Consider the following 15,217-nt stretch of genomic DNA (forward strand, 5'->3'; position numbering starts at 1 on the left):
CCAACTTTGCGGGGTTTGGGCGCCATTGGCCGGCCCGCTTGCTTTAAGAACCAGTAGATGAAAAGAATAGCAGTATTTACCAGCGGGGGCGATTCGCCGGGCATGAACGCCGCCATCCGGGCGGTGGTGCGCACGGCCACTTACCACGGCATTGAGGTATACGGCATTATGCGCGGCTACAGCGGCATGATTAAGGGCGAATTTGTGCGGCTCGATTCGGCTTCGGTTTCCAACACGGTGCAGAAGGGCGGCACCATCCTCAAATCGGCCCGCAGCCTGAAGTTCATGACCAAAGAAGGCCGGCAGCAGGCCTTCGACCAGCTGGTGAACCACGGCATTGAAGGCCTGGTGGCCATCGGCGGCAACGGCACCTTCACGGGCGCCATGATTTTTGAAGAGGAATTTGGCATCCCCACCGTGGGCGCGCCCGGCACCATCGACAACGACCTCTACGGCACCGACTACACCATCGGCTACGACACGGCCGTGAACACGGCGCTGGACTGCATCGACAAAATCCGGGACACGGCGGACTCGCACGACCGGTGCTTTTTCGTGGAGGTGATGGGGCGCGACTCCGGCTACATCGCCATCCCGTGCGCCATTGGCGGCGGGGCCGAAATCGTGATGATTCCCGAAACCCAGATGAGCACCGACGTGGTGGTGGAAACCCTGCAGGCCGGCTGGAAACGCTCGAAAACGTCGTTCATCGTCATCGTGGCCGAGGGCGACGAGGAGGGCAACGCCACCCAGGTGGCGGCCCGCGTGAAGGACGCCATTCCGCAGCTCGACACCCGCGTCACGGTCATCGGCCACATTCAGCGCGGCGGCTCGCCCACGGCCGCCGACCGCCTGCTGGGCTCGCAAATCGGCATCGCCGCCGTGGAAGGGCTGATGAACGGCATGCGCAACGTGATGGCCGGTATCATCGACAAGAAGCTGGTGTACACCCCGTTTATTGACACCATTAATAAGAAGAAGCTCATCAACCAAAGCTTCATGCGGATGGTGGAAATCCTCTCGGTTTAATTATGAATTTTGAATCATCAATTATGAATTGATACGCGTGCGGCGGAGGCATCAATTCATAATTGATAATTCAAAATTCATAATTCGACCCAGGCGTAGCCTGGGTCGCGGCGCAGCCAGGTGAGCTGGCGCTTGGCGTAGCGGCGGGTGTTGCGCTGGAGCAGGCGCACGGCTTCGGCCCAGTCGTAGGCGCCGTCGAGGTAGCCGAAAATTTCCTGGTAGCCCACGGTTTGCAGGGCGTGGTGGTGGCGGTAGGGGAGCAGGCCTTGCACTTCTTCCAGGAGGCCGGCGGCCAGCATGTGCTCCACGCGCAGGTTGATGCGCTGGTAGAGGACTTCCCGCTCGCGGGTGAGGGCCACTTTCACGTTGCGGAACAGCGGGTTTTCGGGCGGCGGGCCGTCGGTGTGGAAGCTGGAAAACGGCCGGCCGGTGGCGCGGGTGATTTCCAGGGCGCGCACGATGCGCTGGGGGTTTTGCTGGTCGATGCGGGCGTGGGCCACGGGGTCGGTGTAGGCCAGTTCGGCCACAAGGTGCGGGAGGCCGTGGGCGGCCAGCTCGGCCTGGAGCCGGGCCCGCACTTCGGGCGGCACACTGGGCAGCTCGTCCAGCCCGTCGGTCACGGCCTGCACGTAGAGGCCCGAGCCGCCGGTGAGGATGACGAGCGGGAATTTTTGGAACAAATCAGCCAACCGCGTCAGGCAATCGGTGGCGAAGCGGCCGGCGCTGTAATCCTCGCTGATGCTGTGGCTGTCGATGAAATGGTGCGGCACGCCCTGCATCTCCTCCGGCGTGGGCTTGGCCGTGCCGATGCTCAGCTCGCGGAAAAACTGGCGCGAGTCGGCCGACACGATTTCGGTCTGAAATTGCTGGGCCAGCTGCACGCAGAGGGCCGTTTTGCCCACGGCCGTGGGGCCGGCAATGGTGAGCAACACCGGGCGCGGGTCGGCGGCCGTGGGCGCCAGCTGGGCGAGGATGGAGGGAGGCAGCAGGTCCGCCATGTGAGTCAGGTGGTCAGAAAAGGCGAAATCTTTACGATGCCAGCGGCACCAGTTCCCGGTACAGCCGCAGCAGCGTTTGTTCCTCGTGCTGCCAGCTGAGCTGCGGGCGGGCGCGCCGGCAGTTGGCGGCCAGGTGTTGGTAGCGGGCGGGGTCGTCGCGCAGCAGGCGGTTGAGGGCGGTAGCGAGGGTGGCCGGGGCCAGGTTGGTCACCAGCTCGGCCACGTCGAACTCGTCGTTGAGGGCTCGGTATTCGGGGAAGTCGATGAGTACCTGCGGGATGCCGGCATGCACGTAGTCGAAGAACTTATTGGCCAAAGAATAGTAGTAGCTCAGGCCAATATTTTCGAGCAGCATGATGCCCACGGCGGCGTGGCGCGTCACTTCCCGCAGGGCCTCGGGCAGCACGAAGCCGCGAAACTCCACCTGCCCCGAGGCCAGCAGGCCCAGCCGCTCGGCGCGGGCGCGCAGGTCGGCCGAAAGGTCGCCTTCGCCGCAGATGACCAACTGGCCTGCCACCTGCGGCATGGCGTCGAGCAGGTTTTCGAGGCCGCGGCCCACGTTCAGGGCCCCCTGGTAGAGGATATAGCCGCCGGCCGGGGCGGTGGCCGGTGCGGGCAGCAGCGTTTCCTCCTCACGCAGGCGGCTCACGTTGCGCACCACGGCAAAGGGCCGGCCGTAGCGCTGCGCAAACACCCGCGCCAGGGCCGGGCCCACCGTATAGGCCAGCCGGGCCCGGGGCACGATGAAGCCTTCTACCCAGCGCCACACGCGCTGCACCGCAGGCCGGGCCACCACTTCGGGCACTTCGGTGAATAGCTCGTGGGCGTCATACACGAAGGGCCGGCCGCCGAGCCGGGCCCGCAGCCACACGGGCAGGGCCGTGTCCAAATCGGCGGCGCACCAGGCGGCGGCGCGCTGGCCCAGCAGGTAGAGCAGCAGTCGCAGGTTGTACTCCAAGTAAAAAAGCTTGCCTTTTTGAAACCAGCCGCGCAGGCGGTGCTGTTGGTAGGACTGCGGCGTGAGCGGCGGCGAGGCGGGCCGCTGCCAGCCCACGAGTTGCACCCGGTAGCCGGCCGCGGCCAGGCTGCCGCAGATGCGCTGCATGCGCTGGTCGAAGCACAGGTCGGTGGTGACGGCGAAGAGCAGGCGCGGCGCGGAGGGGGGCGGCAAGGGCGGAAGCCGGCGCCGCCGAAGCGGCCCGGCGTTAGTCGTTATTTTATTATTGGCCAAATTTACGGCGCCGCCCGGCACGACGCCCGTTATATTAGCAGGAAATTCACCCGGTAGGACGCGTTTTTGTATGGCTTCATTCCCAGCAGCTTCTTCGACCCGCCCCGTGGCGCCGCCGCTGACAGCGCTGCTTGACCAGTTGGGGCAGGTGTACGTGCTGCTGGACGCGGCCGGCACCGTCGCGGACGTGAACGAGGCCTTTCTGGGCCTGACCGGCTACACGCGCAAGCAGGTCATCGGCCGCATTGGCTTCGAGATGTTTACGCCGCAGGCCGAGCGCGCCGCTCAGCGCCAGGACTACCTGGAAGCCATTGCCCACGAAACCATCGCCCCGAGCGCCGAGCGGCCCATCCTCACGCGCACCGGCCAGCTCCGGCAGGTGCACTGGCGCATGGGTTTCACCCGCGACGTGGCCGGCGTGGTGACGGGCATCTGGATGGCGGGCGAAGTGCCCAACGAGCAGTTGCTGGCCAGCCCCGCGCTGGCCGGCGACAGCACCCACCTGCAGGACTTCCTCGACAACGCCCAGGACCTGGTGCAGCACCTGAGCGCCGACAACGGCTTCCTGTTTGTGAACAAGGCCTGGAAGGAAAAGCTGGGCTACTCCGACGCCGAGCTGGCCACCCGCACCCTGGCCGACGTGGTGCACCCCTACTACAAGGCCAAGCTGCTCTACCAGCTGCGCAACCTGTATGACGGCGAGCCGGTGAACAAGGTCGAAACCGTGTTTCTGACCAACCAGGGCAAGCCGGTGCACCTCATCGGGAGCATGAGCGTGGTGCGCGAAGACGGCCAGCCGGCCAGCAGCCGCGCCATTCTGCACGACATCACGGACCGCATCAAGGCCGAGCGCCTGCAGAAGGTCTACTACAGCATCGCCAACCTGGCCATCTCGGCCAAGGACTTGCCCAGCCTCTACGGGGCCATTCACCGCGAGCTGAGCAAGATTATTGAAACCAGCAACCTGTTTATTGCGCTGTGCGACGACGCCCGCACGCAGCTGCAGTTTGCCTACCACGTCGACCAGCACCCGCAGCACCGGCCGCTGGGCGCGCTGCCGTTCGGCAACGGCGTGTCGGAGTACATCATCGCCGGCGGCCAGCCGCGCTACCTCACGCACACCGATTTTCAGCAGTTGGTGCGCAGCGGCACCGTCACGGCCCACGGCCTGGTGCCGGAGGTGATGCTGGCCTCGCCGCTGAGCATCGGCGACCGGATTATTGGCGTGCTGGCCGTGCAGGACTACACCCGCGCCGACGCCTACACGCCCGGCGACTTGGACGTGCTGCACTTCATCTCGAACCAGGTGGCGCTGGCCATCGAGCGCAAGCGCAACGAGGAGCAGATTGGCAAGCAAACGGCCCGCCTGAACGCCATTTTCGAGAGCGGCTCGCACGTGATGTGGACGGTGAACACCCGCGCCCACCTCATGAACTTCAACCGCAACTATGCGGCCCTGTTCCTGCGGCGCAACGGCACCTACCCCGTGCGCGGCCTCAACCTGTGGGATGCCGACCTGGCCAACATGCCCGAGCACGAGCGCGACATGTTTGTGAAGCACTACGACGCCGCCGCCAAGGGCCAGGCCCAGCGCTTTGAGATGCGCCTGCGCGACGCCCGCGGCTACGACGTGTGGACCGACATTCACCTGAACCCGATTTATCTCGGCGACGGCTCGTTTGAGGAAATTTCGGCCATCGCGCACGACATCACCGAGCAGAAGCGCGCCCAGCTGGCCCTGGAGGCCCAGGAAGAGAAGTTTCGCTCCATCTTCGAGTCGTTTCAGGACATCTACTACCGCACCGACGACAACGGCATCCTCACCATCGTCAGCCCGTCGGTGCGCGAGGTGCTAGGCTACGAGCCCGAGGAGGTCATCGGCCAGCCCGTGGCCAATTACTACGTCGACGCCGAGGACCGGCCCAAAGCCAACGCCGAAATCGGGCGCAACGGTGGGCTGCGCAACTTCGAGACCCAAATGTGGCACAAGGACGGCTACCCCGTGAGCGTGCTCGTGAACGCGCGCCTGGTGAACAGCCCCGCGGCCGGCACGCCCAATCCCAACGGCGATTTCGGCACCGAAGGCATTGCCCGCGACGTGACCGAAATCCGGCAGATGCAGGACGACCTGCGCCAGGCCAAAGACGCCGCCGAAGCCGCCCTGGAAGCCAAAACGCAGTTCCTGGCCAACATGAGCCACGAGCTGCGCACGCCCATGAACGGCATCATCGGCATGATTGACCTGCTCGACCAGACGGTGGAAACCGAGGAGCAGCTCGACTACGTGGACACCCTGCGCAAGAGCTCCGACGCCCTGCTCACCATCCTCAACGACATTCTCGACCTGTCGAAAATCCAGGCCGGCAAGCTGCAGATTCACGAAACGCCCATCGAGCTGCAGGCCGTGATGGAGCGCATCCGGGCCCTGTTCATCTACCGGGCCGAGCAGAAGCACATCCGGTTCACCTACCACATCACGCCGCACACGCCGCGCTTCGTGATTACCGATGAGGTGCGTTTGCTTCAGATTCTGAGCAACCTCGTGGCCAACGCCATCAAGTTCACCAACGAAGGCACCGTGGCCATTGTGGTGAGCAGCGTGAGCACCGACGGCGAGCTCCACACCCTGCGCTTCGCGGTGCAGGACTCCGGCATCGGCATTTCCAACGACAACGCCAGCCTGCTCTTCACCAACTTCACCCAGCTCGACACCACGCCCAGCAAGGCCTACGGCGGCACGGGCCTGGGGTTGAGCATCAGCCGGCAGCTGGCCGAGCTGCTGGGCGGCGAAATCGGGGTGCTGTCGGACGAGGGCGAGGGCTCGGTGTTCTGGTTCACCATCAGCGCCCGCGAGGCCCTCACCGGCGAGCTGCCCGAGGAGCCGCAGGTGCGCGAGCCCGTGTTCCAGCCCTTTGAAGCTTCGCCGCGCGTGCTGCTCGTCGACGACAACGCCATCAACCAGAAGGTGGGCCAGCGCCTGCTCACCAAGCTGGGCTGCGACGTGACCGTGGCCGGTGGCGGCCCCGAAGCCATTGAGCTGGTGACGGCCCCCGGCGCCGGCTTCAACATCATTTTCATGGACATTCAGATGCCCGACATGGACGGCGTGGCGGCCACGGCCGAAATCCGGCGCCTGCTGGGCGAAAACTGCCCGCCCGTGGTGGCCATGACGGCCTACTCCATGCAGGAAGACGCCGGCCGCTTCATGCGCCAGGGCCTCGACGACTACGTGGGCAAGCCCGTGAAAAGCCGCCACCTCTACGAAGTGCTGCACCGCTGGCTGCGCCCGCGCCCCGGCCGCCCCGTGGGCGAAGGCGCGGCTGTGCCGGCCGCCACCGCCGCACCAGCCGCTGCCGTGGCCCCGGCCGGCCGCGCCCCGCTGCCCACGCCCTCGGCCGAAGTGGCTGGCGAGCCCACCCTGGACGAAACCATCCTGCGGCAGCTGGTCGAATTGGGCGGCCCCGAATTCACGTCTGACCTGTACCAGGAGTTTGAGCAGGAAGCCGGCGACCTGCTGCGCGACGCGGCCCCCACGGCCGCCGAAGGCAGCTTCCGCGAGCTGCTGCCCATGCTGCACCAGCTCAAGGGCACGGCGGCCACGCTGGGCGGCGTGGCCCTCGCGGCCCAGGCCCGCTACCTCGAACACCAGCTCAAAGGCGGCCGCATGGAAGAAGGACCGGGGGGATTTCAACTCCTGGAACATTACTTTGCACAGTTCGTGGCCGAATATCCCGGCGCCGTTGAGCGAGCCATCAGTACTCCGGCCGAATAATCCGGCTTTTCTCTCACCTATTTCTACCCCCCGAACCCAACCCAACCCCCACGCTCATGTCCGTCGATACCCAAGCCAAAACCATCCTGATTGCTGAGGACAGCTCGGTGATTCTCAACCTCACCCGCAAGATTCTGGAACTGCAGAAATACAAAATCGTGCTGGCGAAAAACGGCGGCGAAGTCCTCAAGCAACTCGAATCCAACCAAGTGGATTGCGTGCTCATGGACATCAACATCCCCGTGAAGGACGGCATGCAGTGCACCCGCGAAATCCGGGCCCACGCCGACCCCAAAATCAACAAGCTGCCCATCATCGCCATCACCGGCAACGCCAACAACTATTCGATGGACCAGTTCCGCGAAGCCGGCGTGACCGACTACCTGCCCAAGCCGCTCGATTTCGACGCCCTGGTGCGCGTGGTGAAGCAGTACGTGGGCTAAGGAAATGTGCTAATTTTTCGATGTGCTGATGTGCTGATTCCCGAAAATTCTCCGGCGGTATAATCAGCACATCGGCACATCTATGAATCAGCAAATCAACGTTACGTTTCTCGGTACGGGTACTTCTTCGGGCGTGCCCATGATTGGGTGCACCTGCCCGGTGTGCCGCTCGCTGGACCACCGCGACAAGCGCCTGCGCGTGTCGGTGCACGTGCAGGTGGACGGGCGCAGCTTCGTGATTGATTCCGGGCCCGATTTCCGCCAGCAGATGCTGCGCGCCCGCGTTGCGCACCTCGACGCGCTGCTCTTCACGCACGAGCACAAGGACCACACCGCCGGCCTCGACGACATCCGGGCCTTCAACTTTCGGCAGCAGACGGACATGCCGGTGTATGGGGAACCGCGGGTGCTGGCCCAGCTGCAGCAGGAATTTGCCTACATTTTTGCGGAAAACAAATACCCCGGCGTGCCGCGCGTGACGCTGCACCCCATCGAGCGCGACGACGCGCCGTTTGACGTGCAAGGTATTTCGGTGCAGCCCTTGCGGGCCCTGCACCACCGCCTGCCGGTGCTGGGCTTTCGCATCGGCGGCTTCTGCTACCTGACGGATGCCAACCACCTCGGCCCCGAAACCCGGGCCCAGCTTCGTGATGCGGACGTCATCGTGCTCAACGCTTTGCGGCGTGAAGAGCACATTTCGCACTTCACGCTGGCCCAGGCCGTGGCCGTGCTGGAAGAAGCCCAGCCCAAACGGGCGTTTCTCACCCACATCAGCCACCAGCTGGGCCGCCACCAAGAAGTGGAAGCCGAACTGCCGCCCTGGATTCGGCTGGCGTACGACGGGCTGCAGGTGGAGGTGTAAGCGCTCTGTGCCCATTTTATGAATGTGCTGCCGTTTGAAAGTTTTTGGGTGCAGTCGTCATTGCGACCCAATCAGGTTGTGGCAGCAATTGCTGCTGAGCCCCGGAAGGTGCCAACTGCTCGCTTGGCAAACGGCGAGGTGGAGGTATTTGAAATCCGGCCTGTGGTACTGTACAGAAGCTCGTTCCTGCCAAGAATTACGGGCAATGTCAAACCCGCTGAAAACGGCAGTGAAGTCCACATTGAAATGCGCTTGCCGGTGATAACATACGCCTTTTTAGGTGCGCTCATTGCATGGGGAGTCGCCAGCATTGTGTTGTTGCTGGTTGACGAAAAAGGCGGTTCTAACGCATTGAAGCTGGTTCCAATAGCGGTTGCTTTTACCATAACGCCCTTATCTGTGCTGCTATTCAAATTCGAAGCTTCCAGAAACCGGCGCTACTTGATGAAAATATTGAAAGCCTCGATAGTGACATAGCCGAACATGCACACTAACTACTATTTTCTGCGCCAGCTGGCCCCCGCGCTCACCGAGCAGCTAAGAGGCTACCGCGTGGCGGTGTGCTTTTCGCAGGAGAAGGACGAGTTGGTCATCGGCCTGACGAATGGTAGCAAAGAGTTCTGGCTGAAAGCACAGTTGGGGGCGAGTTTCCCGGCCCTGGCATTGCCCGAAACCTTCCAGCGGGCCCGCTCCAATTCCGTCGACCTGTTTCCGGAATTGCTGGGAGAGCAGGTGGAAACGGTGGTGGCCTGGCCGCAGGACCGGGTGCTGCAAGTGAATTTCCGGAGTGGCGCGCGGCTGGTGTTCAAGCTCTACGGCTCGCGGCCGAACGCCATTTTCCGCACGGCACCGGATGCGCCCGCGCAGCTGTTTCAGCAAAAGCTAGTGGCCGATGCGGAGCTACGGCCGCAGCCCGCCCCCCAAGCCGCATCACAATCGTCTGAATCTGCGCAATCCGTTCAATCTGCAGAATCTGCGGTTCAGAAGCTGCCGCCCCCGCTGGCCGACTTGCCCCTGCGCTACCTGCGCGCCCACGGCTACGACCAGGCGCCGCCCGACGCCCGGCCGCGGCTGGTAAACCAGGTGCTGGCGCAGCTGGAAAAGCCAGCGCATTACTACCTCATCCAGCTTGAGGGCCGCACGCGGCTGAGCTTGCTGCCGCTGGGCGACATTCTGGAAACGCTGCCCGGCGACGACCCCATTGCCGCCCTGCGCCGCTTCGTGCCAATGGCGCTGGGCCGGCGCGCGCTGGAAATGGAAACCAAGCAGCTGCGGCAGCTATTGGAGCGCCGCGCCGATGAGGCGGGCACGGCCGCCGCCCACGCCCGCCGGCGCCTGCACGCCCTGGCCCACGAGGCCGGCTACCGCCACACCGCCGACCTGATTATGGCGCATCTGCACGAGATTCCGGCGCGGGCTGAGCAGATTGAAGTGCTGGATTTCTACACCAACCAGCCCAAAGTTATCAAGCTGAAGCCCAACGAAAAGCCCCAGCTCACCGCCGAAAACCTTTACCGCAAGGGCAAAAACCAGCAAATCGAAGAGCGCCAGCTTGCCGAGCGCATTGCCCGGCGCGAAGCCGAAGCCCTCACGGCGCTGGAACGCTTGGAGGAAATGGACACCCAGCCGCAGCTGGCCGAGCTGCGCGGCCTGCGCGCTTGGCGCAAGCTGCACGGCCTCGACCCCGCGCCCACGGCGGCAAAAACGGCCACGGAGCTGCCGTTCAAAGTATTTGAAGACCGGGGTTTTACCATCTTGGTGGGCCGGAATGCGGTCAATAACGACTTGCTCACCCAGAAGTACGCCCACAAAGACGACCTCTGGCTGCACGCCAAGGATGTGACGGGCTCGCACGTCGTCATCCGGCACCGGGCCGGCCAACCCGTGCCCGAGCCCGTGATAGAGCACGCCGCGCAGCTGGCCGGCTGGTACTCGCGCCGCCAGCACGACACGCTGTGCCCCGTGACGGTGACGCCCAAAAAATTCGTGCGCAAGCCCAAAGGAGCCTTGCCCGGGCAAGTACTCGTGGAGCGGGAACGGGTGGTGCTGGTGAAACCCGGCAACCCGTTCGATAAAGAAGATAAGTAAGAAGCTACAAAGAAAAAAGAACGGTCATGCTGAGCGCAGCCGAAGCATTTCGCGTGCTTTCACTACTCCTTTTCGTTCAGCGAGTGGATTACTATTGCGCGCGAGATGCTTCGACAGGCTCAGCATGACTGTTCTTTCTTCTTTGTAGCCTCTACCGCGTAGTCCCTACAGCCCCCGGCTGATGCCCAGTTCCAGGCCGCGCAGCTCGGCCAGGCCGCGCAGGCGGCCGATGGCGGAGTAGCCGGGGTTGGTTTTCTTTTTAAGGTCGTCGAGCATCTGGTGGCCGTGGTCGGGGCGCATGGGCAGGCTCACGTTGCGCTGGCGCATGACGCGGATGAGCTCGCGCATCACGGCATACATGTCCACGTCGCCTTCCAGGTGGTTGGCTTCGTAGAAATTGCCTTCCGCGTCGCGCTGGGTGCTGCGCAGGTGGATGAAGTGAATGCGCTCTCCGAACTGGCGCACCATGGCGGGCAGGTCGTTGTCGGCCCGCACGCCGTAGGAGCCGGTGCAGAAGCACAGGCCGTTGCGGAGCGAAGGCACGGCTGCCGCCAAAGCGGCCACGTCTTCGGCGGTGCTCACCACGCGCGGCAGGCCCAGGATGGGATAGGGCGGGTCGTCGGGGTGAATGGCCAGGTTGATGCCGACCGACTCCGCCACCGGCACGATTTCCTGCAAAAACAGAATCAGGTGCTCGCGCAGCCGGGCCGCGTCGATGCCCTCGTACGCATCCAGCGCCTGCTGAAACTGGGCCAGGGTAAAGCTTTCCTCGCTGCCCGGCAGGCCGGCGATGATGTTGCGCTGCAACAGCTGTTTCTCGTCGCCGCTCATGGCGGCGAAGCGGGCTTCGGCCCTGGCCAACTCCTCGGGCGTGTAGTCCTGCGCAGCATTGCGGCGCTTAAGCAACAGGGCGTCGAAGGCCACGAAAGCGGCCTTCTCGAAGCGCAGGGCTTTGGAGCCGTCCTCTACCTCGTAGGCCAAATCGGTGCGCGTCCAGTCGAGGACGGGCATGAAATTGTAGGTGACTGTGAAGATGCCACAGGCCGCGAGGTTGCGCAGCGACTCCTGGTAGTTCGCGATGTAGTGCTGGAAATCGCCGGTGCGGGTTTTGATGTTTTCGTGCACCGGCACGCTTTCCACCACGCTCCAGGTGAGGCCGGCGGCTTTGACCAGCTCTTGGCGTTTCCGGATTTCCTCCACGGTCCAGACCTGGCCGTTGGGGATGTGGTGCAGGGCCGAAACCACGTCGGTAGCGCCGGCCTGGCGAATGTCGGCGAGGCTCACGGGGTCGTTGGGGCCGTACCAGCGCCAGCTTTGAATAATGGGCATTTGATGGGAAGGTTGTGGATTTCTATTCAGAACGTCATGCTGAGCGCAGTCGAAGCATCTCGCGTGCAATAGTAATCCAATCGTTAAAAAGGATTAGTGATGGCACGCGAGATGCTTCGATAGGCTCAGCATGACGTGAAGTTTGTTTCGTTCTAAAAATAAACCCTACACGCCGCTGTAGGCGTTGAAGCCGCCGTCTACCAGCACGGTTTCGCCGTTCACGAAGCGGGAGGCGTTGCTAAGCAGGTAGATGAGGGTGCCGGTAAGCTCCTCGGGCTCGCCGAAACGCTGGTAGGGCGTGTGGCTGATGAACTTGCGGGCGCGGTCGGTGTGCGAGCCGTCGGCGGCGATGAGCAGGTCGCGGTTTTGCTCGGTGAGGAACACGCCCGGCGCGATGGCGTTCATGCGGATGCCGCCGCCGTAGCGCAGGCCCAGCTCCGTGGCCATCCAGCGGGTGTAGCCTTCGATGGCAGTTTTGGCCAGCGTGTAGCCCATCACGCGGGTGAGCGGGCGCTGGGCCGTGAGCGAGGAAATGTTGACGATGGAGCCGGTGCCTTGCCCCGCCATCACGCGCCCAAAAACGGTGGTCGGAATCACGGTGCCGAAGAGGTTGAGGTCGACGGCGCGGCGGGTGTCTTCAATGCCCACGTCGAACAGGTTTTGGGCGGGGCCCACGGTGGCGCCGGGCATGTTGCCGCCGGCGGCGTTCACCAAGCCGTCAATCCGGCCCCAGGTGGTCATAATTTTGTCGCAGGCGGCGTTCATCTGGCCCACGTCCAGCACATCGGCCAGCACCACCAGCGCCTGGCCGCCGATGGCGCGAATGGCCGCGGCCCGCGCCTCCGCCCGCTCAGCGTTGCGGCCCAGGATGGCCACTTTGGCGCCCGCTTCGGCCACGGCCAACGACATGGAGGCGCCCAGCACGCCGGTGGCGCCGGTGATGACGACGACTTGATTGGCCAGGGAAAATTGATTGAGGGAGGGCATTTATGGAAAGGGTAAAGAAGAGAGAATGAACGTCATGCCGAGCGCAGCCGAGGCATCTTTACCGCTTCGTTGCGGCTATTGTAGAAGCTTGATTACTTACAGCGGGCAAGATGCTTCGCTGCGCTCGGCATGACGTTTGGGTTGGATGCTAGGGCAGTAGCTCCATCTGTCCTTCGAGGCGAATGTCATCGGAGGCGCTGCCCACCATGAGCTGGAAGGCGCCGGGCTCGGCTTTCCACTCCAGCTGCTGGTTGTAAAAGGCCAGCTTGTCGCGGTCGAGGGTGAAGGTGACGGTTTTGCTCTGGCCCGGCTTGAGGCTGATTTTGCGGAAGTCTTTGAGCTCCTTGAGCGGGCGCACCACGCTGGCCACGGGGTCGCGCAGGTAGAGCTGGGCTACTTCCTCGCCGGCGGTTTTGCCCGTGTTGGTGAGGGTGAAGCTGACCTGCACCGACTCGCCGGCTTTGAGCTGCGGGCGGCTGATTTTCAGGTCCGAGTACTTGAACGCGGTGTAGCTCAGTCCGTGGCCGAAGGCGTAGCGCGGCGTGTTGGGCGCGTCGATGTAAGCCGATTTGTAACGGATATCGCCGGGCTTGGTGATGGGGCGGCCGGTGTTGTACTGCTGGTTGTAGGCAATGGGAATCTGGCCCACGTTGCGCGGGAAGGTGATGGGCAGCTTGCCGGCGGGGTTGTAGTCGCCGAACAGCACGTCGGCCAGCGCGAAGCCGCCTTCCGAGCCGGGCCACCAGGCGTAGAGAATGGCGTCGGCCTGGTCGGCAATGGCGTCGAAAATCAGCGGGCGGCCGCCAAACACCACCACGGCCACGGGCTTGCCGGCGGCTTTGAGAGCTTTGAACAGCTCTTCCTGCGGGCCGGGCAGGTGGATGTCGGTGCGCGACTTGGCTTCGCCGCTCATGTCCCAGGTTTCGCCCACGGCCAGCACCACGAGGTCGGCGCGCTGGGCGGTGGCCACGGCCTGGGCGAAGCCGGCGCGGGAGTCGCCGCTGGTGTCGCAGCCTTTGGCGTAGAGCAGCTGGGTGTTTTTGCCGGCGCGCTGGCTCAGGCCGTCGTAGAGCGAGGTGATGCGCGTGGTGTCGGTGTCCACGGTCCAGCTGCCGTTGAGGTCGCGCTTGGCCTTGGCCAGCGGGCCGATGAGGGCCACGGTGCGCAGCTGCTTGGTGAGGGGCAGCGTGGCGTTCTGGTTCTTGAGCAGCACCAGCGACTTCTGGGCCATCTGGCGGGCGGCCACGCGGTTTTGTGGGTCGCTGAGCACCTGCTTTTCGCGGGCTTCGTCCGAGAAACGGTAGGGGTCATCGAACAAGCCCAGCTCGAATTTCTTGCGCAGGATGCGGCGCACGGCGTCATCCACGAGGTCTGTTTTCACCTTGCCGTCTTTCACCAGCTGGGCCAGGTTCTGGCTGTAGGCGTCGCCTTCCATGTCCATGTCGGAGCCGGCGGTGAGGGCTTTTTGGGCGGCATCTTTTTTGTCGGCAGCGTAGCCCCAGTTAGCCAGCTCGGCAATCGAGCCCCAGTCGCTCACTACGAATCCGGGGTACTGCCACTGGCCTTTCAGGATGTCGCGCTGCAGGTAGGCGTTGCCGGTGGCCGGGATGCCGTTCAGGGTGTTGAAGGAGTTCATGAACGTGGCCACGCCCGCGTCGGCGGCCGCTTTGAAGGGCGGCAGGTAGGTTTCCCAGAGCTGCTGGGGGCTCAGGTCCACGGCGTTGTAGTCGCGGCCGGCGGTGGCGGCGCCGTAGGCCGCGAAGTGCTTGGCGCAGGCCAGCACGGCATCAGTCCCACCCAGCTTCTCGCCCTGGAAACCCAACACGCGGGCTTTCGCAATCTGCGAGCCGAGGTAGGTGTCTTCGCCGGCGCCTTCCATCACGCGGCCCCAGCGCGGGTCGCGGCCAATGTCCACCATGGGCGCGAAGGTCCAGTGAATGCCGGAGGCAGCGGCTTCCTTGGCGGCCACGTGGGCACCGAGGCGGATGGCGTCGAGGTCCCAGGAAGCAGCCTCGCCCAGCGGAATCGGGAAGGTGGTCTGGTAGCCGTGGATGACGTCGAGGCTGAACAGCAGCGGGATGTGCAGGCGCGATTCCAGCGCCACGGCCTGAATTTCGCGGGTGTCCTTCACGCCTTTCACGTTCAGCATCGAGCCCACCTGCCCGCTGCGGATGCTGTTGAGCAAGGTGCTTTTGCGGTCGCTGGCCGGGCCCGTCACTTCGCGGCCGGAGTACTGGTTGAGCTGGCCCACTTTTTCTTCCAGGGTCATCTGGGCCAGCAGGGCCGTCACGCGTTGCTCAATGTTCGCGTTTGGCGAGGCGGTGGGTTTGGTTTGGGCCAGCGCCGCCGTGCCGGGCAGCAGCAAGCCCAAAAATAGCAGCGGTTTACGAAGCGAAAAGGTCATGACGTAGCAGTTGAATAGCCGTTGAAACGGCTAAGGAAACAGGTCGCGCGCATTGGCGGCCACCGGCCACCGCA

At 64.0% G+C, this 15,217-nt stretch carries 11 protein-coding genes; 6 read left to right on the forward strand and 5 right to left on the reverse strand.

Translation table 11 applies throughout. The features are described from left to right. The first annotated feature begins 57 nt into the window (after positions 1–57). Positions 58–1,029: a 6-phosphofructokinase gene (gene pfkA / locus I2H31_RS08330; protein WP_196292568.1), complete on the forward strand. Its 972-nt coding sequence runs from the start codon at positions 58–60 to the stop codon at positions 1,027–1,029. A 77-nt stretch (positions 1,030–1,106) separates the two neighbouring features. On the opposite strand, the gene miaA is transcribed toward pfkA, so the two are convergent. Further along, a complete protein-coding gene (gene miaA / locus I2H31_RS08335) occupies positions 1,107–2,027 on the reverse strand; it encodes a tRNA (adenosine(37)-N6)-dimethylallyltransferase MiaA (RefSeq protein ID WP_196292569.1) in 921 nt (306 codons plus the stop codon). Positions 2,028–2,058: 31 nt separating this feature from the next. Further along, positions 2,059–3,198, reverse strand: a complete 1,140-nt coding sequence (locus I2H31_RS08340) for a glycosyltransferase (protein WP_196292570.1) — start codon at positions 3,196–3,198, stop codon at positions 2,059–2,061. Between the two features lie 130 nt (positions 3,199–3,328). Here I2H31_RS08340 and I2H31_RS08345 point away from each other — a divergent pair, with 130 nt between their 5' ends. The 5 genes from I2H31_RS08345 to I2H31_RS08365 all read left to right on the forward strand — a co-directional run bounded on the left by I2H31_RS08345 (position 3,329) and on the right by I2H31_RS08365 (position 10,423). Continuing rightward, positions 3,329–7,030 carry a PAS domain S-box protein gene (locus I2H31_RS08345; protein WP_230687595.1) on the forward strand — a complete coding sequence of 1,234 codons (3,702 nt, stop codon included), beginning with the start codon at positions 3,329–3,331 and terminating at the stop codon, positions 7,028–7,030. Positions 7,031–7,086: 56 nt separating this feature from the next. Beyond that, entirely contained in the window at positions 7,087–7,473 is a 387-nt protein-coding gene (locus I2H31_RS08350; protein WP_196292572.1) for a response regulator, read from the forward strand. Positions 7,474–7,567: 94 nt separating this feature from the next. Continuing rightward, complete coding sequence (locus I2H31_RS08355; RefSeq protein WP_196292893.1) at positions 7,568–8,335, forward strand: MBL fold metallo-hydrolase; 768 nt, start codon at positions 7,568–7,570, stop codon at positions 8,333–8,335. Between the two features lie 18 nt (positions 8,336–8,353). Further along, positions 8,354–8,812, forward strand: coding sequence for a hypothetical protein (locus I2H31_RS08360; RefSeq protein ID WP_196292573.1), 459 nt, complete (start codon positions 8,354–8,356; stop codon positions 8,810–8,812). Positions 8,813–8,818: 6 nt separating this feature from the next. Further along, positions 8,819–10,423 carry an NFACT RNA binding domain-containing protein gene (locus tag I2H31_RS08365; protein ID WP_196292574.1) on the forward strand — a complete coding sequence of 535 codons (1,605 nt, stop codon included), beginning with the start codon at positions 8,819–8,821 and terminating at the stop codon, positions 10,421–10,423. A gap of 165 nt (positions 10,424–10,588) precedes the next feature. On the opposite strand, the gene uxuA is transcribed toward I2H31_RS08365, so the two are convergent. From uxuA to I2H31_RS08380, 3 genes are all read right to left on the reverse strand, one after another. Next, on the reverse strand, positions 10,589–11,752 hold the full coding sequence (gene uxuA / locus I2H31_RS08370) for a mannonate dehydratase (protein ID WP_196292575.1): 1,164 nt from the start codon (positions 11,750–11,752) through the stop codon (positions 10,589–10,591). A 165-nt stretch (positions 11,753–11,917) separates the two neighbouring features. After that, positions 11,918–12,739, reverse strand: a complete 822-nt coding sequence (locus I2H31_RS08375; protein ID WP_196292576.1) for an SDR family oxidoreductase — start codon at positions 12,737–12,739, stop codon at positions 11,918–11,920. A 148-nt stretch (positions 12,740–12,887) separates the two neighbouring features. Next, positions 12,888–15,143, reverse strand: a complete 2,256-nt coding sequence (locus I2H31_RS08380; protein ID WP_196292577.1) for a glycoside hydrolase family 3 N-terminal domain-containing protein — start codon at positions 15,141–15,143, stop codon at positions 12,888–12,890. Positions 15,144–15,217 lie beyond the last annotated feature (74 nt).

This window comes from Hymenobacter ruricola (genome assembly GCF_015694525.1).
Lineage (GTDB): Bacteria > Bacteroidota > Bacteroidia > Cytophagales > Hymenobacteraceae > Hymenobacter > Hymenobacter ruricola.

What these genes read in the sequence shown, in the direction of transcription:
- pfkA (WP_196292568.1), top strand. Translation starts at nt 58, where the DNA reads ATGAAAAGAATAGCAGTATTTACCAGCGGGGGCGATTCGCCGGGCATG.
- miaA (WP_196292569.1), bottom strand. Translation starts at nt 2,027, where the DNA reads ATGGCGGACCTGCTGCCTCCCTCCATCCTCGCCCAGCTGGCGCCCACG.
- I2H31_RS08345 (WP_230687595.1), top strand. Translation starts at nt 3,329, where the DNA reads ATGGCTTCATTCCCAGCAGCTTCTTCGACCCGCCCCGTGGCGCCGCCG.
- I2H31_RS08350 (WP_196292572.1), top strand. Translation starts at nt 7,087, where the DNA reads ATGTCCGTCGATACCCAAGCCAAAACCATCCTGATTGCTGAGGACAGC.
- I2H31_RS08360 (WP_196292573.1), top strand. Translation starts at nt 8,354, where the DNA reads ATGAATGTGCTGCCGTTTGAAAGTTTTTGGGTGCAGTCGTCATTGCGA.
- I2H31_RS08365 (WP_196292574.1), top strand. Translation starts at nt 8,819, where the DNA reads ATGCACACTAACTACTATTTTCTGCGCCAGCTGGCCCCCGCGCTCACC.
- uxuA (WP_196292575.1), bottom strand. Translation starts at nt 11,752, where the DNA reads ATGCCCATTATTCAAAGCTGGCGCTGGTACGGCCCCAACGACCCCGTG.
- I2H31_RS08375 (WP_196292576.1), bottom strand. Translation starts at nt 12,739, where the DNA reads ATGCCCTCCCTCAATCAATTTTCCCTGGCCAATCAAGTCGTCGTCATC.
- I2H31_RS08380 (WP_196292577.1), bottom strand. Translation starts at nt 15,143, where the DNA reads ATGACCTTTTCGCTTCGTAAACCGCTGCTATTTTTGGGCTTGCTGCTG.